The organism is Montanilutibacter psychrotolerans, from assembly GCF_003719825.1.
GTDB classification, from domain to species: Bacteria; Pseudomonadota; Gammaproteobacteria; order Xanthomonadales; family Xanthomonadaceae; genus Montanilutibacter; species Montanilutibacter psychrotolerans.
On record NZ_RIBS01000010.1, the window covers coordinates 30,863 to 54,261 of the forward strand.

A 23,399-nucleotide genomic window follows, 5' to 3' on the forward strand; every position below is an offset into this window, starting at 1 on the left:
GGATTGCAGCTGGCTGCCTTGGCCGCCGTCGCGTGCGATGGGTATCGCTTTTCGCTCAACCCATCCTACGGGGCTGCCCCGGACGCGGTTTCTGACGGCCGCGGCTCCTGACCACGACCACACCGCTAGTCGTGCAGGGTCTCGAGCAGTTCCAGGCCCTGCGCGTAATCGCGCAGCGACGTAGGATGGGTTGAGCGCAGCGATACCCATCAACCGGGGTCCAGGCGGGAGCGAAAGCAGCGCTCCCGGCGAATGTCGATTCTTTCAGGCCGATGCGACCCGCCCGCGGGATTGCAGCTGGCTGCCTTGGCCGCCGTCGCGTGCGATGGGTATCGCTTTTCGCTCAACCCATCCTACGGGCTGCCCTGACACGGTTTTTGACGGCCGTAGCTGTTGACCACGACCACACCGCTAGTCGTGCAGGGTCTCGAGCAATTCCAGGCCCTGCGCGTAGTCGCGCAACACGCCGTGTTCGCCGAGCATGCTTTCGATACGCGCGTCGACGTAGCGGGTGTCGCTGGCACACCACGCCAGCGCATGGATCGGATCGACCTCGTCGGCGAACGCCGGCCAGAAGTCTTCTTCGTAGGGATGGCGTGCCAGCAGGGTTGGCAACGCGGCGGCGACCGCGTCCAGGCGACGGTCGAGGGATGCAATGCGGAAACTGGTCGATGCGCTCATCGGGCCAGCGTCGCGCGATCGCGTCGCAGAGGATGAGAACCCTGCCGCGGCGCGGGTTTGCAGTGGATCAGCCGGGAGCCGCCGTCACGTCAATCGCCCGCGATGGCAGCGGCCGCCTGGCGGGTCGAAGCGCCTGCCAGCGCGCTGCTGCCTTGTCGGTGCCAGCTCAAGCCGCGGGCGTGGACGGCAACGCGCCACGGTCAACGGCGGCGATGCGCTACGACTTCTTCAACAGCGACTTCAGGTTGGCGAAGGGGTTGCCGGTGGCCGGCTTGGCGGCGTCGGCATCGGCGCCACCACCGCCGCCGGCAGCGTGATCGATGTAGCGCGAGTGCTCGTTGTCGTGGCAGTACACGCACAGCAGCTCCCAATTGCTGCCGTCGGGCGGGTTGTAGTCGTGATCGTGATTGCGGTGGTGGACGGTGAGCTCGGTCAGGTTCGCGCGTGTGAACTCGCGCGCGCAGCGCCCGCAGACCCACGGGTACATCTTCAGCGCGCGCTCGCGATAGCCCTGCTGACGCTCTTCGGCGTTGCGCCGCGCCTGGGCGACGATCTGGTCGAGCTTGCTGCTGTCGGGGCCGGACCTGGCGTTGGACATGGGGACTCCGTGGATCGATGGCGATGGGCTTGCGGGCAGTGTGCCCGTTGCCGCCCGGCTCAGACAGCCACCAGTCGCACGTCGATCGATGTCGCCTCCGGTTCGAGGAAGCGCAGCAGGGCCTCCGCCTCCTCGGCGATGTCGGAACAGGCGGGGGCCGGCTGCGGCCCGAGCAGCTTGACCTCGATGCCGGCCGCGCCGCGCGTGCAGGCGTGGCTCCAGGTCGCGCGCACGAAACCATCGACCAGCACCGCGCGCTCGCGCCGACCGTTGGACGCCATCGCGAAACGTCCCGCCAGTTCCGGCGGGATGATCCGGCTGCGGTCGGCATGCGCCAGCAGGGCGTTGTCGAACTCGGGCAGGAAGCGCACAGGCGCCGGCGTCGTGGCGGGCGGACGCGGCGCGTCGTCCAGATCGAACAGCTCGCGCCCGGCCTGGTCGCGAAACGAGCGCAGTCTCGCGCCCATCCCCTGGACCACCGCGCTGAGGCCGGTCAGGCCGGACCAGCTGCGCAGGTCGGCGATGCTGACCGGTCCGATCGCGGTCAGCGCGCGCATCACCAGGGCCTCGGCCGCGCCCACGCCCGCCTCGTCGAGCGGCCGGTCCAGCCACTGCACCGCGGGCACGAAGCGCGGCGGGCGCGGGTAACCCCAGCGGTCGTCGCCGGGCACCGTCGCCAAGGCGATGCAGCTGCGCACCCAACTGGCCAGGCCCGCGGTCTGCGCCTGTGGGAAACGCTCGGCCAGGGCCTCGCCCACCTGTCGCGCGGTGAGCGCTCCGCCGGCAAGCAGTGCGCGCGCGGCGACCTCGAGTTCGGCCGGGTCGAACCCGCCGGCGAGGTGCCGGTTGGACACGATTTCCCGGTTCAGCAACGGCTGCAGCAGTTGCCGGAACGCAACGTAGTCGTCGACGCTGACCGTGTGGATGGTGCCGCGCAGGAAGCTGCCGCGCACGACCTCGCGCGCCTGGGCGGCGGCGACCAGCTGCTGGCCAGTGAAGTCGCTGCTGCGCGACCACAACGCCACGTACGGGTCCTTGGGCTCTTGCGATTGCAGGCCGGCGACGGCATGCACGACGTCGCGCACGGGCAGGCGCTGGCGCTTCAGCAGCAACTGGCGCGCCAGCAGCGCGCGGTTCAGTTGCAACGGGGTCAGGGGACGATCGGGCATGGGCGGCAGTCCTTGGTGGGCTTGTCCGCGCGGCCGGCCTGTCGAGGCCGCCCGGCGGGCATCGGCGGCGGGAATGGGATCGGGCCGCCGGGCGCCTTATCCTGTGCGCCCCGTGGCCTGTCGCGCCACCCTTACCGAAGCCGCAACGATGACCGATACCCTGCCCGACCGCCTTTCCACCGACCCGCGCAGCAAGTTCCACGATGCCGCCGTGCTCGAACGCGGCATCGGCATCCGCTTCAACGGCGAGGAGAAGACCAACATCGAGGAGTACTGCATCAGCGAAGGCTGGGTGCGCATGCCGGTTGGCCGCTCGCTCGATCGCCGTGGCCAGCCGATGACCATCAAGGTGAAGGGCGTGGTCGAGCCGTACTTCCTCGACGCCACGCCGGAAGCGTAAGCCCCGGCGACGCGACGGCCCGCGCGGCACACCCGCCGTGCGGGCGGCCGCGCACCACGCTCACGACTTGAGCTTGTAGCCGGTGCGGAAAATCCACCAGACCGCGGACAGGCACAGCAGCAGGAACCCGACGATCGCGGCCAGGCTGATGCCGACATTGACGTCGGCGATGCCGTAGAAGCTCCAGCGAAAGCCGCTGATCAGGTAGACCACCGGGTTGAACAGGGTGATCTTCTGCCACACCGGCGGCAGCATCTGGATCGAGTAGAACGCGCCGCCCAGGAACGTCAGTGGCGTGACCACCATCAGCGGGATCACCTGCAGCTTCTGGAAGTCGTCGGCCCACAGGCCGATGATGAAACCGAACAGGCTGAAGGTCACCGCCGTCAGCACCAGAAAGACCAGCATCCACACCGGATGGGCGATCTCATACGGCACAAAGACGCGCGCCGTCACCAGGATCAGCACGCCCAGCATGACCGACTTGCTGGCCGCGGCCCCCACGTAGCCGATCACCACCTCCAGCGGCGACACGGGCGCGGACAGCAGCTCGTAGATCGTGCCGGCCCACTTGGGCATGTAGATGCCGAACGAGGCGTTGGAGATGCTCTCGTTGAGCAGCGACAGCATGATCAGGCCCGGGATGATGAAGGCACCGTAGCCGACACCGTCGATGTCGCCCATGCGCGAGCCGATCGCCGCGCCAAACACCACGAAGTACAGCGACGTCGACAGCACCGGCGAGGCGATGGACTGGGTCAGCGTGCGAAAGGTGCGCGCCATCTCGAAGCGGTAGATCGCGCGGATCGCGTGCAGGTTCATGCGCGCACCCCGTTCGCTCGCGCCGGTGCGGCATTGGAGTGCACCAGGTTGACGAAGATCTCCTCCAGCGAGCTCTCGCTGGAATGCAGGTCGCGGAAGTCGATGCCGTGTTCGTTGAGCCGCTTCAGCAGCGTGGCGATGCCGGTGTGCTCTCCCTGCGCGTCGAAGGTGTACACCAACGTGGCGCCATCGTCGGCCAGCTCCAGCGGAAGGCCGGCCAGTCCCGTTGGCAGGCGCTGCAACGGCTCCTGCAATTGCAGGGTCAGCTGCTTCTTGCCGAGCTTGCGCATCAGCACGTCCTTGTCCTCGACCACGATCAGTTCGCCCTTGCTGATCACCCCGATGCGATCGGCCATCTCCTCGGCTTCCTCGATGTAGTGCGTGGTCAGGATGATGGTCACGCCACTCTCGCGCAGCTCGCGCACCATCTTCCACATGTCGCGCCGCAGCTCGACGTCCACGCCCGCGGTGGGTTCGTCGAGGAACAGGATGGAAGGCTCGTGCGACAGCGCCTTGGCAATCAGCACGCGTCGCTTCATGCCGCCTGATAGCGCCATGATCTTGCTGTCCTTCTTTTCCCACAGCGACAGGTCCCGCAGCACCTTTTCCAGGTACGCCGGATTGGGCGGTTTGCCGAACAGTCCTCGACTGAATCGGACAGTTGCCCAGACGGTCTCGAACGCATCCGTGGACAGCTCCTGCGGCACCAGGCCGATCTTCGCGCGCGCGGCGCGGTAGTCGCCGACGATGTCGTGGCCGTCGGCGGTGACGCTGCCAGAACTGGCGTTGACGATGCCGCAGATGATGCTGATGAGGGTGGTCTTGCCGGCGCCGTTCGGGCCGAGCAAGGCAAAGATCTCGCCGCGACGGATGTCGAGGTCGATCGCCTTCAGGGCCTGATGGCCCGAAGCGTAGGTCTTGCCGACATTGCGGATGGAAATGATCGATTGCACGTGGAAACCTCGTCGCCGAACGGTTGCCGGGCGGCTGCCCGGCGAGAATGAAGGTCAGTCCGTGGCCATGCTCGCGGCCGACGGGGTATCAGGCGCGCCCGGCGTCGTACCCGACGCTGGATCCTAGCGCCGCCGGCCGTGCCCGGCGTGCAGGCCACCGCGCGATCGGATGCGCGCTCAGCCCAGTTCGCCGTAGCCACGGTGCGGGCGGGCGTCGACGGCGGGCACCCGGTCGCGGCGCAGCGAATGCAGTGCCGGCCGCAGCAGCCACACCACCGGCAGCGTCATCGCGAACGCCAGCGGCCAGACGTGCAGCCAGGTGCCGAGCAGGATCGCCGCGATGCCACTGACCAGCGCCACCGTGGAAACGCTGGCGAGGGCGGAGACAGCAGCGGCCGCGAGCACGATGCGAGCCAATCGCCCAACGGGGAAGTGCGGCATGGAAGGCATCCTTGCGATGGAGCGGCTAGCGTAGGCAGCCGCCCGTGTTCCGATAAGTCGGCAATCCGGGGAAGCTTCGTCCCGCGTGCGGGGCAATGCCGCCCCCATCGCGGGCATCGACACTCACAACGTCGCCGCGGGCCGCACGCGTCCACCCACTGCGGTTCCGATCGCGGCCAGTGCGGTGGTGATCGCGAAGCCGCACAGGTAGGCCGCCATCGGCGAGTGTTCCAGCAGCGCCGAGAACAGCGAGCCCACCACTGCCAGCACCGTGGCGGTAAACAGCGCATCGGACAAGTGCAACGCCGACGAATTGACGCCCTGTTGTGCCGGCGGCGACAGCTCCAGGGTCAGCGCGGAGATGCTGGGAAACACCGTGCCGACGCCGACGCCGGCAATCACCCAGCCCACCAGCGCAAACGCCAGCGGCATCGTGGGGAACACGGCCAGCGTCGCCACCGCCAGGCCCAGCGTGAGCAACGCCATGCCGGTCTGCACCACGCGCGCCGGTGACGGATCGACCATGCGCCCCCGGTACCAGGAGCCCGCCGACCACCCCACCGCGCCGATGGTCAACGCTGCGCCGGCCATCGTTGGCGACAATCCGCGCTCGCGCGACAGCAGCAGCGGCAGGAACACCTCGGTGCCGTAGAACACCGACGCGACGATGCCGCGCATCGCGATCACCGTCGGCAGTCCACGCGCTGCGCTCAGCGTGCCGCGGGGCAACAGCCGATGCATGCAGATAAGCAGAGCCACTGCCGCCAACACCAGCACCAGCGCGGCGAGCCAGCCGCGCTGCTGCCCGCCCCAATGCAACAGCAAGGCGCTGGCCGCCGCCGCGATGGCCCACGCGAGGCGATGGCGCTCGCGGGACGCGGCACCGGCCTCGTCCATCGGGTCCGGCAACGGCGTGATCGCCCGCAACGCCGGAAGCACCATCGTGGCTGCAAGCACGGCCACCACGGGCACCAGCAGGAACACCCAGCGCCAGCCGAGGTGTTCGACGATCAGACCGCTGATGGTCGGACCGACGATCGCCGGCACCACCCAGGCACCGGCGAACGCCGCGAAGACGCGCACGCGCAGCGCCGGCGGGTACACCCGACCCACGGCGACATACAGCGCCACCGACATCAGACCGCCACCGAAGCCCTGCACCACCCGTCCCAGCAGCAGAACTGCCATCGACGGCGCGAGGCCGGCCACCAGCAGCCCGATCGAGAACCACACGATGCCGTGGGTCAGTGGCGCGTGCGGCCCGCGACGGTCGGCCCAGCGACCGCACGCGACCATGCCCACCACGCTCGATGCCAGCGTCGCGGCGAAGGCCAGCGCGTACAGCGGCAAGCCGTCCAGCGACTGGGCCGCAGTCGGCATCGCGGTGGTGATCGCCAGCGCCTCGAAGGCGTGCAGCGCAATCAGTGCCACCGCGCCCAGGGTGGGCGCACGGTAGCGCGGAGCAAAAAGGCCCTCGGCGGGCGGTGCGGCGGCAACCTGCATTTCCATCGATGTTCCTGTGGTTCGCGTTGACGGTCGCGATCGAGGCGGCGAGGATAGAAGCTCAACTTAAGTTGAGGTCAAGCACGCATGGAATCCCACGGCGAACTCAGCGTCGGCGAACTCGCGCAGCGCAGCGGCGTGGCCGTGTCGGCGCTGCACTTCTACGAAACCAAGGGCCTGATCCACAGCCAGCGCACCGCCGGCAACCAGCGCCGTTACCCGCGCGACACCCTGCGCCGCGTGGCGGTCATCCGGGCGGCGCAGCGCGTCGGCATCCCGCTTGCGACGGTGGCCGAGGCGCTGGCGGGGCTAGGCGATGGCCGCACGCCCACGCGCGCGGACTGGACGCGGCTGTCGGCGCGATGGCGCAGCGAACTCGACGCGCGGATCGCGCAACTCAGCCTGCTGCGCGACACGCTGGACGACTGCATCGGCTGCGGTTGCCTTTCGCTCAAGCGCTGCCGACTGGCCAACCCCGCCGACGTGCTGTCCGAACAGGGCGACGGCGCGTTGCGCTGGACGACGACCGCACCGACCCGCAAAGCGCGCAGCCGCTGACGTCGTACACCGGGTGGCGCACAACCCGGGCGGGGAGCCGCAATCGGTTTTGCTCCAACCGCGCTCCCACGGTGGTGTGTCGCCAAACTTCTCGGCAAAGGTAGGTTCGCGCGGCGATTGTGCTCGTACCCGTCGCTGCATACGGCGGCGGCTTAGGTGTGCCGCATCTCGGGGTCGCTGGGAGGCTGGGGAACGGATCGCCGCCCTGCCCAGCCCCCGCGCGCAGCAGTGGAACTTGCGCTCGCTTGCGTCGGTCGGCAGGTTTTTGATCACCCGCGGTGATGGGCAAGACAGCGCTCCGGCAATCCGGAGCGCTGTCGCATGGACTCAATGGCCTTCGAGGAAGTCGCGGATCAGCGTGGCGATCTGCGGCGCGTGGGTTTCCAGCGCGAAGTGACCGGTGTCGAGCAGATGCACTTGCGCCTGCGAATTGTCGCGGCGATACGCCTCGGCACCTGCCGCCAGGAAGATTGCGTCGTTCTTGCCCCAGATCACCAGCGTCGGCGGGCGGTGCTTGCGGAAGTACGCCTGCCACTCGGGGTACTTGGGCAGGTTGTTCTGGTAGTCGTAGATCATCGCCAGCTGGATGTCCTGGTTTCCAGGGCGCTCCAGGTAGGCCTGATCCAGCGTGTACGCATCCGGGTTGACGAGGGTCGGGTCGGGCACGCCGTCGAGGTACTGCCAGCGCGTAGCCTCCGGCGACAGTGCCGCCTTGCGCAATTGTTCGCGATTGGCGGCACTGTTGTCCTTCCAGTAGGCCTTGATCGGGTCCCAGAATTCGCCGATGCCTTCGGCGTAGGCATTGCCGTTCTGGACGATCAGTGCGGTGACGCGCTCCGGATGCCGGCTGGCGAGGCGGAAGCCCACCGGCGCACCGTAGTCCATCAGGTAGAGCGCGTAGCGCTGCAGACCGAGCTGCTGGGTGAAGCTTTGCATCAGTTCGGCGTAGTGATCGAAGCTGTAGTCAAATTCATCGGGCGCGGGCGCGGCGCTCTGGCCGAAGCCGGGATAGTCAGGCGCGATCACCCGATAGCGGTCGGCCAAGCGCGGCATCAGGTCGCGGAACATCTGGCTGGAGGTCGGAAAGCCGTGTAGCAGCAGTAACACCGGCGCATTCTGCGGACCGGCTTCGCGATAGGCGATCTCCACGCCATCGACGGTGAGCTTCCGATAGTGGACGGGATGGGCTTCGCTGCGCGTCGTTGCGGGCTCGGGCGATGCGGCGCTGCTCGCCAGGGCCAAGCTGGGCAGAGCGAGCGACGCCGCGAGCATCAGTGATGCGGTGGTGCGCAGAGCGCGCGACGGGAGGCGGGAGTAACGGGATTGCGCAGACATGGTGTGGCTCCGTGGCGGTAGCGTTATTGAACCGAACGATCGGTACAATATGGATGAACAGGACCGCCGTCAAGCCATGGATGAGTTGCTTCTATTGAGAACTCGAACAGTCGGCCCGTCAGCCGCGAAGGCGGGGATCCAGATAGATGGAATCACCGCGTCGAAGCCTTGGATAATCAGCTCCGCTGCGGCGCGCCCGCCTTCGCGGGAAGGACGGCAAGGAGACAGAGGGCCCTATGGATTTGCCAGGTTGACGACGGCGCTTGTCGTGGCCATATTGGACTGAACGTTCCAGCCATTAGACCGATGCCAGCCCCCCTGCTTTCCCGCGAAGCCGTAGTCGACCGCCTGCTCGGCGCTTTCCGTCGATACGGCTATGACGCCGCCTCGCTTGGGCAGTTGTCGGACGCCACCGGCCTGGGCCGCTCCAGCCTGTATCACTACTTTCCCGGCGGTAAGGAGGGGATGGCGCGCGCCGTCCTCGATCGCGTTGACGAGTGGGCACGCGAGGCGATTCTCGCGCCGGCGCTGGCGTCGGGAACGCCCGAGCGGCGGCTGAGCCAAGTGATTGCCGCGTTGGACAGCTACTACGGTGGCGGCGCGGAAGCCTGCCTGCTCGGCAATCTGGTGGTGGGCGACGCCCGTGCCTTGTTCCAGGACCGCCTCATCGCGTCTTTGCGCACGCTGATCGAGTGCCTGGCGCGGCTGGCGCGGGAGAAAGGCGTGTCCGAGCGCGAAGCACAGCAGCGTGCCGAAGACGCAGTGGTGCGCATCCAGGGCGCGCTGATCGTTGCGCGCGGCCTCGCCGACCCCGCACCGTTCCGGCGCGTGCTCAAGCGCCTGCCACAGGATCTGCTGGGGTGAACGCGACGCGGGGTGGGCGCCCGAGACCGTGACTCGGCAACCCGATCGATTCCGCAGCATGCCGGCAACTCGTCACTGCACGCGCTCCCACGGTGGTGTGTCGCCGAATTTCTCGGCAAGGAAGTCCACGAACGCGCGCACGCGCGGCGGCACCAGCCGGCGTTGCGGCATCAGCGCGGTGATGGTGGTATCGGGCAGTTTCCAGTCCGGCAGCACCACCTGCAGGCGGCCGGCGCGCAGGTCCGCGGCCACGTGCCACGTGGAATGCAGCGAGATGCCCAGGCCGGCGACGGAGGCGTCGCGCACCAGTTCACCCTGATTGCTCTCGATGCGACCGGTCACACGCACAACGGCTTCGCGACCCGCGCGGTCGTGCATGCGCCAGGTGTCGAGCCGGCCCTGGTTGCCCAGCAGCAACACGCACTGGTGGTTCTCCAGTTCGGCCGGCGTGGCCGGCGCACCGTGCCGCCGCAGGTAGTCGGGCGAGGCGCACAGCACGCGCCGGTTGATCGCCAGGTGGCGCGCCACCAGGGTCGAATCGTCGAGGCTGCCGATGCGGATCGCCAGGTCGAGCCCGGCGCTGATCAGATCCACCTTCTGGTCGTTGAGGTCGACACTGACGCGCACCGCCGGGTGGCGCGCCAGGAACTCCGGCAGCAGCGGCGAGATGTACAACTTGCCGAACGTGGACGACATCGACACGCGCAACGTGCCGGCGATGCTGCAACCGGCCTTGCGCAGGCCGTCGGTCAGCGCCTCGAGTTCCTCAACCAGCCCACGTCCCTGCTCGGCCAGCAGCAGGCCCTCGGGCGTGGGGTGCAACTGGCGCGTGGTCCGGTGCAGCAGACGCACGTTGAGATCGCGCTCCAACCGCTGCAGGCGTTGGCTCGCCACCGCTACCGAGAGGTCCAGGCTGCGCGCGGCGGCGCTGATCGAGCCCAGGTCGAGCACGCGCAGGAACAGGGCGATGTCGTCGATTCGGTCCATGACTATCAAGCAATCGTTGAAACTGATTGTCGATAGTGGTGGTTTTTGATGAGGATGCAACCGCCTAGCCTGCCGCTCTGCTTCCGCCAGGCCCGCCGCATGCTCGCCCCATCGACCGTCCACACCCCGACCCGCACCGGGATCCCCCTGGCGCTGTACGCGCTGACCATCGGCGCCTTCGGTATCGGCACCACCGAGTTCGTGATCATGGGCCTGCTGATGCAGGTCGCCGCCGACCTCAAGGTGACGATCGCCGCCGCCGGCCTGCTGATTTCCGGCTACGCGCTGGGCGTGTTCGTCGGCGCGCCGCTGCTGACCGCCGCGACCAGCCGGATGCCGCGCAAGGCCGCTCTCGTGGCCCTGATGGTGATCTTCACCCTGGGCAACCTGGCCTGCGCGCTGGCTCCGGATTACGCCTGGTTGATGGCGGCACGCGTGGTCACGTCGCTGGCGCACGGCACGTTCTTCGGCATCGGGGCGGTCGTGGCCACTGGGATGGTGGCGCAAGACCGCAAGGCGTCGGCGATCTCGATCATGTTCACCGGTCTGACCGTGGCAACGCTGCTCGGCGTGCCGGCCGGGGCCTGGCTCGGCTTGCACCTGGGGTGGCGCTCGACGTTCTGGGCGGTGGTTGCGATTGGCGTATTTGCCACGGCGGTGATCGCTGCGCTGGTGCCGTCCGTGCAGGGCGAGGGCGCTGCGATCTCGATGCGCGAGGAAGTGAAGGTGCTCGGCCGCCGCCAGGTGCAGCTCGGCTTGCTCGCCACGGTGGTCGGCTACGCCGGCGTGTTTGCGGTGTTCACCTACATCCAGCCGATCCTGACGCGCATCACCGGCTTCGCCGAAAGCGCGGTGTCGCCGATCCTGCTGGTGTTTGGCGTCGGCATGATCGCCGGCAACCTGTTGGGCGGAAAGCTCGCCGACCGCCGCCTGGTGCCGACCCTGCTGGGCTCGCTGGCGGTGCTGGCGGTGGTGCTGGGCGCGATGACGTTCGCGCTGCACAGCAAGCCGGCTGCCGTGCTGTTCACCGGCCTGCTGGGCGCCGCCGCGTTCGCCACCGTCGCGCCGTTGCAGCTGCGCGTGCTGCACAAGGCCGAAGGCGCCGGGCAGAGCCTGGCGTCGAGCTTCAACATCGCCGCGTTCAACCTGGGTAATGCAATCGGCGCCTGGCTGGGTGGCGCGGTCATCAATCACGGCCCGGGCCTGGCTGCCGTGACCTGGGTTGCCGCGCTGGTCACCGTCGCCGGCCTTGCCGTTGCCCTGTGGAGCGTGCGCCTGGACCGTGCCGGCGAGCCCGCCGCGTCGGACATCGCCGATTGCGTGCCCGGCACGCCGTAACACCGCTGTTTGCTGCTCACTCCCCCACGTTCAACATTCCACGTTCAACCAGGACCCATCCATGGAAACCCGCTTTCTCGGCAACTCCGGCTTCAAGGTACCTGCCCTCGGTCTGGGCACCGGCACGTTTGGCGGCAAGGGCCCGCTCTTCAGCGCCTGGGGCAGCACCGATGTCGCGCAGGCCCGTCGGCTGATCGATCTCGGCCTCGACGCCGGCATGAACCTGTTCGACACCGCCGACGTCTATTCCGATGGCGCGTCCGAGTCGATCCTGGGCGAGGCGATCAAGGGCCGCCGCGACCAGGTGATCCTGTCCACCAAGCTCACCCTGCGCGCCGGTGACGGCCCGAACGACATCGGCGCTTCGCGTCATCACCTGATCGCCGCCACCGACAAGGCGCTCAAGCGCCTGGGCACGGACTACATCGACCTGCTGCAATTGCACCACTTCGATGCGATGACGCCGGTCGAGAGCGTGATGTCCACCCTCGACGACCTGGTGCGCGCCGGCAAGGTCCGCTACCTCGGCGTGTCCAACTTCTCCGGTTGGCAGCTGATGAAATCGCAGGCGGTCGCCGATCGCCATGGCTACTCGCGCTTCGTCGCCAACCAGACCTATTACTCGCTGATCGGCCGCGACTACGAATGGGACCTGATGCCGGTGGGACAGGACCAGGGCGTAGGCGCCGTGGTGTGGAGCCCGCTGGGCTGGGGCCGGTTGACGGGCAAGATCCGCCGCGGCCAGCCGTGGCCGGAGGGCAGCCGCCTGCACGACACCGCCGGCTTCGCACCGCCGGTCGAGGAAGAACGCCTGTACCGCGTGGTCGATGCGCTGGACGCGATCGCTGCCGAGACCGGCAAGACGATCCCGCAGGTCGCGTTGAACTGGCTGCTGCAGCGCCCGACGGTGTCGACCGTGCTGATCGGCGCGCGCAACGAGGAGCAACTGGTGCAGAACCTCGGTGCGGTGGGCTGGTCGCTGACTGCCGAGCAGGTGGCCGTGCTCGACGACGCAAGCCGGGTCACGCCGCCGTATCCCCACTACCCGTACTGGAACGGCATGTTCACCGAACGCAACCCGCCGTTGGTTCGCCCGTAAATCCGCCGCGCCGCCCTGCGCGCGGTCGTCGGCGACGACGGCCGCGCGCGTGCGGCGACGGGCTCAAAGCTTCAGTACGCCGTTCTCGACAACCGGCTTGCCGTCCAGGGTGACGGTGCTTCCCGGCAACGAGACGGTGATGCCGTAAGGCACCGAATTGTCGCCGCCGGCCCAGGTGTTGCTGCCGGTCCCCACGGTCACCGTGCCGGCGGGCACCCAGTTGCCGACCTGGCTGGTCGCCGGCAGTTTCACGTTGGGGTTGATGCCGAAATCGACGTAGCCGAACAGGTCCTTGCGGGCATCGCCCACGGCGTCGTACTCGGCCTTCATGCCTTCGTAGCCGGGCCCCGACCCGCTCATCCCGGTGACTTTGCCGCCAGCGAAGGTCAACGTGAGATTGTCGACCTGTTTGCCACGGTAGAACGTGCGCGAGTTGACCAGCTTGCCTTCGGCGGTGCCCGCAACGGGCGTGGTGAAGACCTCGCCGGCGGGCAGGTAGACCGACGCCGATGCGCCACCGGCTTTCATGTCATCGGCCCCGATGATGCCGTCGCTGACCAGCACCGGCCGCCCCTGCACGCGCACCTTCAGGTCGGTGCCGTTGGGATGGGTGATGTGCACCTCGTTGCCGCCGGCAAGCGCGGCCTTCACCTGCGCGCCGCGCGCCTGGAGCTCGGAATAGTCCAGATTGACGCCGTTCCAGAACGTCCTGGACAGTTCGTCCTCGCTCATGCCGAAGCGCGCCGCGCGCCACTGCGTGGGATACAGGTTGTTGCCGACCTCGACGGTGCGCACGTTCTTCTTCAGGAAGGCCGCGCCAATCGATTCGCTGGCCTTACCGCGATCGGCCATGCGCTTGGGGTCGGCCCCTTCGAACAGGTCCTCACTGGTGAAGTTGTTGACGCTGATCACCACGTCGAGCACGTCGGCGAGCGACCGGACCAGCCCGTCGACCTGGCTGTCGTACTGCGCCGGCACGTCGAAGAACATCCGCTTGCTGAGGCGGTCGCTGCTGTACTCGATCATGGGGAAGCCGCCGACCTTGCGCACGTTGACGGCGATGTTTTCCAGCAGCTCCGCATCGTGGGCGCGTCCGGTGATGAGCACCGCGTCGCCTTCCTTCACCGCCGCGCTCTGGGTGACCAGCCGCTGCGCGAGCTGTTCCATGTCGGTGGGTGCGGGCTTGGCGGGCGCCGCGGAAGAGGACGCATCCGGCGTCGTCGTGGGTGCGGCAGCCGGACCGGTACCTTCGGAGGTCGGGCCCTGGCAGCCACCCAGCGAGGTACACACGGCGGCCGCCAGAGCGGCGATCAGGAGCTGGCGTTTCATGGGGGGATCCCTCGATCGCCCGGACGCGGGCGGGGCTAGGTTGCCAACGCGCCCGCTGGCGGCCGACGGTCACCGGCTGTCGGCCAGGCCCGTCGTCCTCGCCGCCACTAGCGCGGGCGGCGCGGCCCCGGCGCGGAATGACGGCCCTGCGCGGCGTCCAACGCGTCAATCCAGCCCGCCCGGGCATCCGGGAAGGCGTCTGCGTACGGCACGTACGGCTTGATGTCGAGGATCGGCGTGCCGTCCAGCAGATCGAGACCGCGCACGCGCAGGGCGCCTTCCTCGACGCCCACCAGCTCGACCGCCGACAGGCCGATCGCATTGGGACGGTGTGGGGATCGGGTGGCCAGAACGCTGCGCTTTGGCCCACCGCGCGGCGGCTTCACCTGCGGCTTCCAGCCCTGGCTGCGGTGGAACACGAAGACTAGCCAGATCCGGTCGAAGCCGGCCAGATCGGCATAGGCCGCTTCCGGGAAGTCGGCGACGAACTCGATCCGTGCCTGCGCGACGTCGCCACTTTCGGTGCCTTCGACCACCGTCGACTGGTGCGGCGCGTCGATGCGGCGCGCGTACGGCGAGCGCACGTGGGCAATGGCCTGGCAGGCATAGCGGATGGGGGCGTCGGGCATGGCGTCAGGGTCCGGGGCCGGCGGAACTTACCCGATCGTCCCGCCGTGGCCCAGCCTTCCGGGCGTTTCCGAGGGTGAATCGCCCCAATCGTGGGCGAAACGGCCGAGAAAAGCCGCCGATTTGCGCTCTTTTGGGCTTCAAGCGCGCATAGTGGCGGCAGGAAGCCGCAACCTGCGGCCACCGCGTGGAAGCCGGGGGCAATGCCCACGGCGGAGGAAAGGCAATGGCAGGTGCGAAGAAGAGCAGTGGCACGACCGTCAGCAAGACCCCGGCCAGCAAGGCCGCGACGCCCAAGGCTGCGGCGACGAAGGGTACGCCGGCGAAGGGCGCGGCAGCCAGGACAACCGTGGCCAAGAGTGCGGTGGCCAAGGGCCTGCCAGCCAAGGGGCCACCGGCCGGCAGCGACGGCAACCTGCACAAGCGCTTCGAAAGCGAGCGCATCTCCACCGACATTGCCGACTTCGAGAAGTCCGGCGGTCGCGTCGAAGTGCTCGGTGTGACCCGCGTCCTGCAGAAGATCGAACCCCTGCCCGGCGACAAGGTCGCCGCGCCGCCGAAGCCCGCGCGCAAGCGCTGATCGGCCATCATCGCCCTGGGGCGGCGTGCCGGGCATCGACGCCCGTCGCACGGCGCCTCGGACGCTCCGCCCGCCACCAGGGCCCCCCGATTGCGAACGAAACGCTCGGCGCGGACACTCGCCTGGGCGCGCCTTCGTGCGCGCGGCGGGTGACCCGTGAGCGGCGATGCGGCCTGTCCGGGTGATCCTTTCCAGGTGATCCTGTCCGGGTGATCCTGTCCGGAACTGGCGAGTCGATCGCGCGCCCTGCTGGCAGACTTGCAGCCCCATTGCTCGCCAGGACGCCTCATGAGCCTTCAACCCGCTGCCGCTGAAACCTTCCACCGCCTCCACCATTCGGGCCTGCTGCGCCTGGCAAATGCCTGGGACGCCGGCAGCGCCCGCCTGATCGAAAGCCTGGGCGCGAAGGCGATCGCCACCACCAGCGCCGGCGTCGCATGGGCCAACGGCTATCCGGACGGCGACCAGTTGCCGGTGGCACGCCTGCGCGCGACGGTCGACGCGATTGCCCGCGTGGTGCGGGTCCCGCTCAGCGTCGATGTCGAGGGCGGCTACTCCGACGACCCGGCAGCTGTCGCCGACAACGTCGCCTCGCTGCTCGAGCTGGGCGCGGTCGGCATCAACATCGAGGACGGCGCGGCCAGTCCGCTCGAGCTGTGCGCCAAGATCGAACACGTGAAGCGGGCCGCGGCGCGCGTCGGCATCAACGTGTTCGTCAACGCACGCACCGACGTCTACCTGCGCGGCCTGGCCGCTCCGGACCAGCGCGTTGCCGAGACCGTCGCACGCGCTGCGTTCTATCGCGATGCCGGCGCCGACGGCGTGTTCGTTCCGGGTCTGCGCGCCAGCGCCGAGATCGCCGCGGTTGTCGAATCGGTGGCGTTGCCGGTGAACGTGCTGGCGCTGTCGGGCGTGCCCGATGCCGACGCGCTGGCCGCGCTCGGCGTGCGCCGCCTCAGCGCAGGCTCCGACCTGGCCGAACACCTGTTCGGCCACCTGAGCAGGCTGGTCGACGGCTTCCTGCGCGAAGGCGTGGTTGCGCCGCAGACCGAGGCGGCCACGGGCTACAGCGGGCTCAACGCGCTGTTCGCCGGCAACTGAGTTCAGCCACGCCGCATGTCCTGACACCGGCAGGCCCGGGCCGCCACACGGTCCGGGCCTCGCTGCGCAGGGTGGCCACGACGCCACCGTCGCCGGATCCGGAGCGATGCGATAAGGTCTGGGCCGCACTGCAGTTGCCCCCATCCCCCCGGAGGTCTCCATGCAATACCTGCTGATGATCTACACCGACGACACGCTGATGGACGCCCTGCCCGAGGGCGAGCACGACACGATGATGCGCCACTGCATCGACCATGCCGACGCCTTGCGCGACCAGGGCAAGTTGCTCGATTCGCAACGGCTCGAAGCGCCCGCCACCGCGCGCGCGGTGCGCATTCGCAACAACCGGCTGAGCGTGCTCGACGGACCGTTTGCGGAAACCAAGGAAGTGCTTGCCGGATTCAATCTGATCGAAGCCGACAGCCTCGACGAGGCGATCCACATCGCGTCGGAGTTCCCGTGGGCGCGCACCGGCTGCGTCGAAGTCCGCCCGGTGTTCGATCTCAATGTGGATCGGCAGCGCCTGGGTGTGTAACCGCCGGATCGGTTGATCCCGTCCCAACGCCCACGACCGCCCCCGCCACAGCGCCTGCACCACGAGGGGCCTGCGCCTCAACGGCCCCGTGGCGCGCGCACCGGCGGGTCGTGCGCCGGCGGTGGCGTGGGATCGGGATCGCCTGGATCTGGAATTTCCGGGCCGGCCGGTTGCGGCAGCGGATCCGGCCGTTCGGGCACTTCGGGCACGGGTTGCTCGGGCACGGGCTCGGGCCGGTGCGGTATCTCCGGGCCGGGCGGGGTTGGACCGGGCGTCGCAGGCCCGGACGGCTCCGGGCGCTGCGGTTCGCGCGTGGGCGTATCGGGTTCCCTAACCGGCGCTGGCTTCCTGGGCGACATCCACCACTCCTGGGCTTCGGTGCAGCGCCACTGCGGGCTGCACCAGCAGATTGATGACCCACACCGTCTTGCTGTCGACTTGGGTCTGTTCGACCGATTGCACCAGGAACGTCGTGCCGGGCGCAAACGTGTACTCGATCTTGGTGGGATCGTCCGACAGCGGCGTGATGTAACTGGCGACATCCCACACCGCCGCACCCGTCGGCGGATTGGCGACCAGCACGATGCCGTTTTGGTACTGCATCGCCTCGTCCATCGAGTTGCCGAAGCTCCACACCATCTTGGTGGTCAGCGTGTCGCCCACGCCGATGTAGGTGTCCAGCGCGAGCTGCAGGTCGATCTGCAGCGGCACGGACGTGGGGCCGGCGTTCAACGGACACTGCAGGAATTCGATGCCGAAGTGCTCGGTGCCCAGCTGGTAGATGTCCATCTGGCCACTGAACAACTGCGGCTGGTCGAACGTGCTGGTTCGCGGCATCGACTGGAACGCCGCGGCCAGCAGGCGGTTCTCCACGTCGCCGAACTGCTGCAGTTGGGTGGCCACGCTGGCGAGCTGGACCTGCACGTCCTGCAGCGACGTCGCCGGCTTCATCAGGAAGGACTTCATGTAGTCGGGGTTCTGCGGCGTGTACGTGCCCCAGTCGGACTCCCAGATCTCGTTGGCGATGCTCGACTGGTCCAGCGGCAACGGCGACGCCGGCATGGACGTGTACTGGAAAATCTTCATGAAGACCATGCGCGTGAACGAGGCGGTGGTCCAGTCGTAGATCGACATCGCCAGCTCGAAGGCGTACGGCGAGAACGGAAACAGTTGCTGGCCCAACGCACGGATCTGCTCGGTGGTCTTGCCCGGGGCATCGGGGATGTTCGGGTAAGGCACGTAGCCACCGGCGATCATCGTGTCCAGGTACGCCGCGTCCGCCGCGCTCACCGCCGGGAAGGGCTTCAGTCGGCCGGCCACGCCGCCGCCACCGTCCTCCAGGGCCACCGTGAAACTGCCGTCGCCGGGCAGCCAGAGCGTGAGCTCGGCCGGTGTCACCGGCAGGGCCAGATCCACGCCGTTGCAGTCGATGGCTTCGACAGACGCCCCGAACGTCGCGGCGATCTGCACATCGGTGAGGTCGAGGAAGCCCTGTCCGTCCACCATCAACCGGCTGGACACGCCGTCGCCGCCGCGCGGCGCGGTCACCGGCTGTCCGTCACTGAACCAGAGCGTCGCGCCGGACGGGTTGTCGATCTGCTGGAACTGCCACATGACCGCACTCCTTGCGATGGGTGTGGGTGGAGCCTAGTTCCACGCCCTCGCCGGCGACAGCCGCAACAAGGCGTAGGGTGGCCATTGGCGGCGGGGCAGCGCACGCGTGATCGCCGCCCGCGCCGGATCCGGCCTCACGCCGCAACCGGCACGTCGGCGTCCTCGCGCGCCGCGTGCAGGTGCATCAGTTGCGCGAGCCCCAGCAGCACCCGCTCCAGCGATGCCCGCGCCGCGGCATCGACCAGGCGTCCGTGCGCATCGAACGCCGCGTCGCCACCGCCCAGGTACAGCGCCGGACCAGTGAGCACCAACGACTCGGTCGCAAACAGCACCTGGCGCAGCGCCGCCTGGGCCAGCCGCGTGCCCCACCGGCCGCCGCTCGCCCCGATCACCGCCACCGGCTTGCCCACCAGCACCTCGTCGGGGGCGGGGCGCGACAACCAGTCGATCGCGTTCTTCAGCACCCCTGGAATCGACTGGTTGTACTCCGGCGTGGCGATCAGCACCGCGTCGGCGGCGGCCACGCGTTCGCGCAGCGCAAGCACCGCACCGGAGTTCAGCAGGGCCGACTCGGTGTCCTCGTTGAACATCGGCAGCGACGCCAGATCGTCGTACACCTCGACCTGCATGCCGTTGGGTGCCAGCGTGACCGCGGCGTCGAGCAGTCGACGATTCAACGACTGGCTGCGCAGGCTTCCGGCAATGGCCAGGACGCGGAAGCGGCGAACTGGAGCGGAGGTGGTGGCAGGGTGCTTCATGGTGGACTCACGGTTGGGTCAGAGGGGGAAAAGCAGGGCGGTGGCAGATGCGACCAGCAGCACGCCCATCGCGCGATCCAGGCGCAGCAGCCCCGTCGCATCGGTCAGCACGCGCCGGGCATACGTTCCCAGCAGCGCCCAGGCCATCAGGCAAGCGCTCGAGATGACGGCAAACATCAGAAGCAACCCCGCCGACGTCATCGCGCTCGGGACTGCCATCGCCTGCGACGCGCCGACGACCGTCAGCGCCAGCGTCCAGGCCTTGGGGTTGGTGAACTGGAAGCCGAACATCGCGATGGCGCCGCGCGCGTCCGACTCTCCGGTGTGCGCGGGCATCGCCGTGCCGGCGCGTGCGATCAGCACCACGCCCATCCAGACCAGGTAGGCGGCACCGGCGAGAACCATCGCGGTGTGCAGGCGCGGATTCGATGCCAGCACCGTGGCCAGCCCGACCTGCGCCAGCACCAGCATCGCGATGCCGCCCAGCACGATGCCCGCCAACGCCGGCAACACCGACCGGACGCCGCCGGACACCGCTTTGCGCAGCACGACGACGTTGTTGGGCCCCGGCGTCGCCGCGGAGACGAAGATGAGCATCGCGATGCTGGCGAAGGCGTCCATGTGGTTCTCCCATCGGGTGCCTGTTTTGCACCGGTTTCGACCTCCCCGCGGCGTAGCGGCCGCCGCCTACATCACGGCATTGGCTTTGGCTGCAGGGCTTCTGGAGGAAAGTGTGGCGCCGCGCCGTGGTCCGATGGACGTGGGTTGTGGTCTACTTAAGTCACCATGAAACCCATCCCGCTGAACGCGCTGCGCGCCTTCGCCCTGACCGTCCGGCACGGCGGCGTGCGCTCGGCGGCGCGCGAGCTGTCGGTGTCCCATTCGGCGATCAGCCGTCACATCAGCGAACTCGAGCGCTGGCTCGGCGCGCCATTGATCGAGCGCGGCGCGAGCACCCGCGGGCTGCTCGTCACCGCGCAAGGCGATCGCCTGGCGACCGCCGCGCTGGATGCTCTGCGCGATATCGGGCTGGCGGTCGATGCCGTGCGCGAGCTTCGTCCCGCGCACGCCGTGGCGATCTCGACCACGCCGTCGTTCGCCGCTCGCTGGCTGCTGCAGCGCCTGCCCGCACTGGAGCGCGCGCACCCGCGCCTGGAAGTGTCGCTGCACGTCGACCAACGCCTCGACGATCCGCATGCCAGCACCAGCGACTTCGCCATCCGCAGTGGTCGCGGGCCGTGGCCGGACGTCATCGCCGAACCGCTGATGGGCGACGCGTTGTACCCGGTGATGAGCCCCGCCCTCTGGGAGGCCTCGGGGCGGCCCGCCGACAGCGCCGCACTGCGTGGGCTGCGGCTGCTGCACGACCGCGACGCCAGCGCGAGCTGGCAACTGTGGCGAGAGGCCTTCGGACCGGCCGATCTGGATGTGCGATCCGGCCCGCGACTGGCGTCGAGCGACCTGTTGCTCCGCGCGGCGGCGCAGGGCATGGGCGTGGCGCTGGCCCGCCATCGCCTGGTGCAGGACGACCTCGCGACCGGCCTGCTGATGCGTCCGTTCGGCGAACGCCACATCGCGCTGGAGACGTCCTACTGGATCGTCACCCCGCACCGCACGCACGTGCGCGATGCCGCGCGCACGGTGATCGCCTGGCTGCGCCGCGAGGCGCAGGCGCAACCGGGCGCGTGACCCCCGGTTGCGGACACCTCGAGCGCCGATTTACCTTCCTGCCGCGAGAAGAGGAGGCGACCCGCGTCGCCTCGCTCAACCATCTTGCTTACGGCGCGCCGGCTGCGTCCGGGTCCATGTGCATGACTTCCCAGACGTGGCCGTCGAGATCCTCGTAGCCGCGCTGGTACATGAAACCGTAGTCCTTCGCTTCGTTGGGCGAGTTCGCGCCGGCGGCGATGGCCTTGTCGACCAGTGCGTCGACCGCGGCGCGGCTCTCGGCGGACACGCACAGCAGCACTTCGGTGGCCTTGTGCGCATCGGAGATCGGCTTGTTGGTGAACCCCTGGAAGAACGGCTCGACCAGCAGCATCACGTAGATGTCGTCGGACACGATCATGCAGGTGGCGTTCTGGTCGGTGAAACGGGGATTGAAGCTGTAGCCGAGCTGCGTGTAGAAGGCGACGGCGCGATCGAGATCCTTGACGGGCAGGTTGACGAAAATCTTGGTGGTCATGGTGCGTCCTTGGTTGAGGGAGTTCGGCGTCGCGGGACCGGACCTCGTGTCCGTTTTTCCGCGTGCTTGAAGGTGCGACGAACGGGCGAGGCCCAAATCGACACGCGGCGACAATTCAATTTCGTCGACGTGACGACGGGACCCTCCGCACCGGCCCACTGCCGCCACGCACGCGCTTGCGGCATGCTGCGCAACCGCGATTACACCGACACCACAAGGCAACCACCATGGCGATGGCCGAATCCGATATCGAGAAGGGCTGGATCTACCGCACCAGCAACGACCAGGAGCGGCTGGTGCTGGGCTGGGACCGCGACGGCCGGGTGGTCTACACGTCCAAGGGCGGCAACGCGTCCGCGCCATTCCAGAATTGCCACGTGCGCATCACGACGAAGAAGTTCGCCCAGCGCGCGATCGGCAAGCTGCGCTTCGTCGAGGACCTGCAGACCTACATCGTCGCCAACAAGGCCACGACGGTGGTGGTGCGCTGATCGGCGCGGCGGAAGCGCCCGCCCGACAAAGCCGTGACGTACGTCGCACTGGGCTGACGCATCGTTCGCACGTCGTGGGCGCATCGACCTGAACGGCGTCACGGTGCCCTTGCGCGCGTCCGGATTGGCTCCCGGTCCGTTCAGTTTTGTCCACCTAGCATCGGCCACCTGCCTCTCACCCGACCCGGAGTCCCGATGAAACGTCTGCTGCTGGCCACGTCCCTTGCTGTGCTGTCGCTTTCGTCGGTCACCGCGTTTGCAGGTGGGGGCCACGGCCACGGTCATGATCGCCATGACCGCCACGGCCACGACGATCGTCGCGACCGCCATCGTGATCGCCACCGCCACCACGATCGTCATCGCCACCACGACAACGGTAACCACTACGGCCACCGCCGGGCCTTCCGTCGTGGCGAGCGTGTGCCGGTGGTCTACCTGGAGCCGCGCTACTACGTGCACGACTACCACGTCTATCACCTGTCGGCGCCACCGCGCGGCTACCGCTGGGTGCGTCCGGACGACGGCCGCTACCTGCTGATCCAGACCGCGACCGGCCTGATCTCGCAGATCCTGGGCGGCAACTGATCCGCCTTGACCCGACACCGAAAAGCCCCGCATCGCGGGGCTTTTTATTGCACGGCGATCGCCGGCCTTACCAGGGCAACGCGGTGCCGTTGGCGTGCCAGAAGCTGCCGGTCTGTTCGAAGGTGAGCGTGTCCATCCGCTCGACCAGCTGCGCGGCCGACTGCACCGGCGTGACGTCGCCGTTGCCGCCCACCATGTCGGTGGCCACGTAACCGGGGTGCAGCAGGAACACCGAGATGCCGCGCGGCCGCAGGTCGTTCGCCAGCGACTTGCCGATGGCATTCACCGCCGCCTTCGACGCGCGGTAGCCGTAATACCCGCCGGAGCCGTTGTCGGCTACCGAGCCCATGCGACTGGTGATGATGCCGATCCGGCTGCCCTCGCCGAGCTGGCGCAACAGCGCCTGCGCCACGCGCAACGGGCCCACGGCATTGACCTCGAATTGCCGGCGCAGGCTGTCGAATCCGATCTCATCGATGGTGCCCAACGATTCCTTCGCCAGGATGCCGGCGTTGAGCATCAGCGTGTCGATACGCACATCGCCGATGCGCCGTGCGAGCGCCGCGAGCGCTTCGCCGTCGGTCACGTCGACGCCGGCCTCGACGCGCGCGCCGGTCTGCTCGAGCGCCGCACTGCCGCTGCGGCACACGGCGATGACCCGGTCGCCACGTGCGGCGTGATGTTGCGCCAGTGCCAGGCCAATGCCGCGATTGGCACCGGTGATCAGGACGGTCTTCATGGCGTGTTCCAAGGCGTGGGAACCCTGGCAATGGTGGCGAGCGACGCGGCAATCAAGCGCCGCCCGCGACACTTCAGTCGGCGAGCACCGCGCCGGCGCCGCGCCAC

The 23,399-nt window shown here is 68.5% G+C and carries 27 protein-coding genes; 11 read left to right on the top strand and 16 right to left on the bottom strand.

Annotated features, from left to right (window positions below; genetic code table 11):
* Positions 1-411 precede the first annotated feature (411 nt).
* From EER27_RS15420 to EER27_RS15430, 3 genes are all read right to left on the bottom strand, one after another.
* Complete coding sequence (locus EER27_RS15420) at positions 412-681, bottom strand: hypothetical protein (RefSeq protein WP_123089034.1); 270 nt, start codon at positions 679-681, stop codon at positions 412-414.
* 217 nt (positions 682-898) lie between these two features.
* Positions 899-1,279: a YajD family HNH nuclease gene (locus EER27_RS15425; RefSeq protein ID WP_123089035.1), complete on the bottom strand. Its 381-nt coding sequence runs from the start codon at positions 1,277-1,279 to the stop codon at positions 899-901.
* A 59-nt stretch (positions 1,280-1,338) separates the two neighbouring features.
* Positions 1,339-2,448 (bottom strand): winged helix DNA-binding domain-containing protein, encoded by a 1,110-nt coding sequence (locus tag EER27_RS15430; RefSeq protein ID WP_123089036.1) that lies wholly within the window; start codon positions 2,446-2,448, stop codon positions 1,339-1,341.
* Between the two features lie 148 nt (positions 2,449-2,596).
* Here EER27_RS15430 and EER27_RS15435 point away from each other — a divergent pair, with 148 nt between their 5' ends.
* Entirely contained in the window at positions 2,597-2,848 is a 252-nt protein-coding gene (locus tag EER27_RS15435) for a DUF3297 family protein (protein ID WP_123089037.1), read from the top strand.
* Between the two features lie 60 nt (positions 2,849-2,908).
* On the opposite strand, the gene EER27_RS15440 is transcribed toward EER27_RS15435, so the two are convergent.
* From EER27_RS15440 to EER27_RS15455, 4 genes are all read right to left on the bottom strand, one after another.
* Entirely contained in the window at positions 2,909-3,670 is a 762-nt protein-coding gene (locus EER27_RS15440) for an ABC transporter permease (RefSeq protein WP_123089038.1), read from the bottom strand.
* Positions 3,667-4,623, bottom strand: a complete 957-nt coding sequence (locus EER27_RS15445) for an ABC transporter ATP-binding protein (RefSeq protein ID WP_123089039.1) — start codon at positions 4,621-4,623, stop codon at positions 3,667-3,669. Before EER27_RS15445 ends, EER27_RS15440 begins: the two co-directional genes overlap by 4 nt.
* Positions 4,624-4,800: 177 nt before the next feature.
* Positions 4,801-5,064 carry a hypothetical protein gene (locus EER27_RS15450; RefSeq protein WP_123089040.1) on the bottom strand — a complete coding sequence of 88 codons (264 nt, stop codon included), beginning with the start codon at positions 5,062-5,064 and terminating at the stop codon, positions 4,801-4,803.
* A 123-nt stretch (positions 5,065-5,187) separates the two neighbouring features.
* Positions 5,188-6,573 carry an MFS transporter gene (locus EER27_RS15455; protein ID WP_123089041.1) on the bottom strand — a complete coding sequence of 462 codons (1,386 nt, stop codon included), beginning with the start codon at positions 6,571-6,573 and terminating at the stop codon, positions 5,188-5,190.
* An 81-nt stretch (positions 6,574-6,654) separates the two neighbouring features.
* On the opposite strand from EER27_RS15455, the gene soxR reads away from it, so the two are divergent.
* A complete protein-coding gene (gene soxR, locus EER27_RS15460) occupies positions 6,655-7,125 on the top strand; it encodes a redox-sensitive transcriptional activator SoxR (protein ID WP_123089042.1) in 471 nt (156 codons plus the stop codon).
* A 327-nt stretch (positions 7,126-7,452) separates the two neighbouring features.
* Here soxR and EER27_RS15465 read toward each other — a convergent pair whose 3' ends face one another.
* Positions 7,453-8,460: an alpha/beta fold hydrolase gene (locus EER27_RS15465; protein WP_123089043.1), complete on the bottom strand. Its 1,008-nt coding sequence runs from the start codon at positions 8,458-8,460 to the stop codon at positions 7,453-7,455.
* Positions 8,461-8,766: 306 nt separating this feature from the next.
* Here EER27_RS15465 and EER27_RS15470 point away from each other — a divergent pair, with 306 nt between their 5' ends.
* The gene (locus tag EER27_RS15470) at positions 8,767-9,324 is read left to right on the top strand and encodes a TetR/AcrR family transcriptional regulator (protein WP_123089044.1); all 558 of its coding nucleotides are present in this window, start codon (positions 8,767-8,769) and stop codon (positions 9,322-9,324) included.
* A 72-nt stretch (positions 9,325-9,396) separates the two neighbouring features.
* On the opposite strand, the gene EER27_RS15475 is transcribed toward EER27_RS15470, so the two are convergent.
* A complete protein-coding gene (locus EER27_RS15475) occupies positions 9,397-10,311 on the bottom strand; it encodes a LysR family transcriptional regulator (RefSeq protein ID WP_123089045.1) in 915 nt (304 codons plus the stop codon).
* 99 nt (positions 10,312-10,410) lie between these two features.
* Between EER27_RS15475 and EER27_RS15480 the strand changes: the two genes are divergently transcribed.
* Together EER27_RS15480 and EER27_RS15485 are read left to right on the top strand one after the other, a co-directional pair.
* Positions 10,411-11,649 (top strand): MFS transporter, encoded by a 1,239-nt coding sequence (locus EER27_RS15480; RefSeq protein WP_123089046.1) that lies wholly within the window; start codon positions 10,411-10,413, stop codon positions 11,647-11,649.
* 61 nt (positions 11,650-11,710) lie between these two features.
* Positions 11,711-12,748, top strand: coding sequence for an aldo/keto reductase (locus EER27_RS15485; RefSeq protein WP_123089047.1), 1,038 nt, complete (start codon positions 11,711-11,713; stop codon positions 12,746-12,748).
* Between the two features lie 63 nt (positions 12,749-12,811).
* Here the strand turns inward: EER27_RS15485 and EER27_RS15490 are convergent, their stop codons facing one another.
* Positions 12,812-14,077 carry an aminopeptidase gene (locus tag EER27_RS15490; RefSeq protein ID WP_123089048.1) on the bottom strand — a complete coding sequence of 422 codons (1,266 nt, stop codon included), beginning with the start codon at positions 14,075-14,077 and terminating at the stop codon, positions 12,812-12,814.
* A gap of 107 nt (positions 14,078-14,184) precedes the next feature.
* The gene (gene tsaA, locus EER27_RS15495; protein ID WP_123089049.1) at positions 14,185-14,706 is read right to left on the bottom strand and encodes a tRNA (N6-threonylcarbamoyladenosine(37)-N6)-methyltransferase TrmO; all 522 of its coding nucleotides are present in this window, start codon (positions 14,704-14,706) and stop codon (positions 14,185-14,187) included.
* A gap of 224 nt (positions 14,707-14,930) precedes the next feature.
* On the opposite strand from tsaA, the gene EER27_RS15500 reads away from it, so the two are divergent.
* The 3 genes from EER27_RS15500 to EER27_RS15510 all read left to right on the top strand — a co-directional run bounded on the left by EER27_RS15500 (position 14,931) and on the right by EER27_RS15510 (position 16,920).
* Positions 14,931-15,284 (top strand): hypothetical protein, encoded by a 354-nt coding sequence (locus EER27_RS15500; protein WP_123089050.1) that lies wholly within the window; start codon positions 14,931-14,933, stop codon positions 15,282-15,284.
* A 288-nt stretch (positions 15,285-15,572) separates the two neighbouring features.
* The gene (locus EER27_RS15505; protein ID WP_123089051.1) at positions 15,573-16,385 is read left to right on the top strand and encodes an isocitrate lyase/PEP mutase family protein; all 813 of its coding nucleotides are present in this window, start codon (positions 15,573-15,575) and stop codon (positions 16,383-16,385) included.
* A 160-nt stretch (positions 16,386-16,545) separates the two neighbouring features.
* The gene (locus EER27_RS15510; RefSeq protein ID WP_123089052.1) at positions 16,546-16,920 is read left to right on the top strand and encodes a YciI family protein; all 375 of its coding nucleotides are present in this window, start codon (positions 16,546-16,548) and stop codon (positions 16,918-16,920) included.
* 330 nt (positions 16,921-17,250) lie between these two features.
* Here EER27_RS15510 and EER27_RS15515 read toward each other — a convergent pair whose 3' ends face one another.
* The 3 genes from EER27_RS15515 to EER27_RS15525 all read right to left on the bottom strand — a co-directional run bounded on the left by EER27_RS15515 (position 17,251) and on the right by EER27_RS15525 (position 19,913).
* Entirely contained in the window at positions 17,251-18,534 is a 1,284-nt protein-coding gene (locus EER27_RS15515) for a hypothetical protein (protein WP_123089053.1), read from the bottom strand.
* A 134-nt stretch (positions 18,535-18,668) separates the two neighbouring features.
* A complete protein-coding gene (locus EER27_RS15520) occupies positions 18,669-19,292 on the bottom strand; it encodes an NADPH-dependent FMN reductase (protein WP_123089054.1) in 624 nt (207 codons plus the stop codon).
* A gap of 18 nt (positions 19,293-19,310) precedes the next feature.
* Positions 19,311-19,913 (bottom strand): LysE family translocator, encoded by a 603-nt coding sequence (locus tag EER27_RS15525; protein WP_123089055.1) that lies wholly within the window; start codon positions 19,911-19,913, stop codon positions 19,311-19,313.
* 165 nt (positions 19,914-20,078) lie between these two features.
* On the opposite strand from EER27_RS15525, the gene EER27_RS15530 reads away from it, so the two are divergent.
* Positions 20,079-20,981, top strand: a complete 903-nt coding sequence (locus EER27_RS15530; protein ID WP_123089056.1) for a LysR substrate-binding domain-containing protein — start codon at positions 20,079-20,081, stop codon at positions 20,979-20,981.
* Positions 20,982-21,069: 88 nt separating this feature from the next.
* On the opposite strand, the gene EER27_RS15535 is transcribed toward EER27_RS15530, so the two are convergent.
* The gene (locus EER27_RS15535) at positions 21,070-21,477 is read right to left on the bottom strand and encodes a VOC family protein (RefSeq protein ID WP_123089057.1); all 408 of its coding nucleotides are present in this window, start codon (positions 21,475-21,477) and stop codon (positions 21,070-21,072) included.
* 233 nt (positions 21,478-21,710) lie between these two features.
* Here EER27_RS15535 and EER27_RS15540 point away from each other — a divergent pair, with 233 nt between their 5' ends.
* Complete coding sequence (locus EER27_RS15540; RefSeq protein WP_148041049.1) at positions 21,711-21,968, top strand: hypothetical protein; 258 nt, start codon at positions 21,711-21,713, stop codon at positions 21,966-21,968.
* A 195-nt stretch (positions 21,969-22,163) separates the two neighbouring features.
* Complete coding sequence (locus EER27_RS15545; RefSeq protein ID WP_123089059.1) at positions 22,164-22,553, top strand: RcnB family protein; 390 nt, start codon at positions 22,164-22,166, stop codon at positions 22,551-22,553.
* 67 nt (positions 22,554-22,620) lie between these two features.
* Here EER27_RS15545 and EER27_RS15550 read toward each other — a convergent pair whose 3' ends face one another.
* Positions 22,621-23,292, bottom strand: coding sequence for an SDR family oxidoreductase (locus EER27_RS15550; RefSeq protein WP_123089060.1), 672 nt, complete (start codon positions 23,290-23,292; stop codon positions 22,621-22,623).
* Positions 23,293-23,399 lie beyond the last annotated feature (107 nt).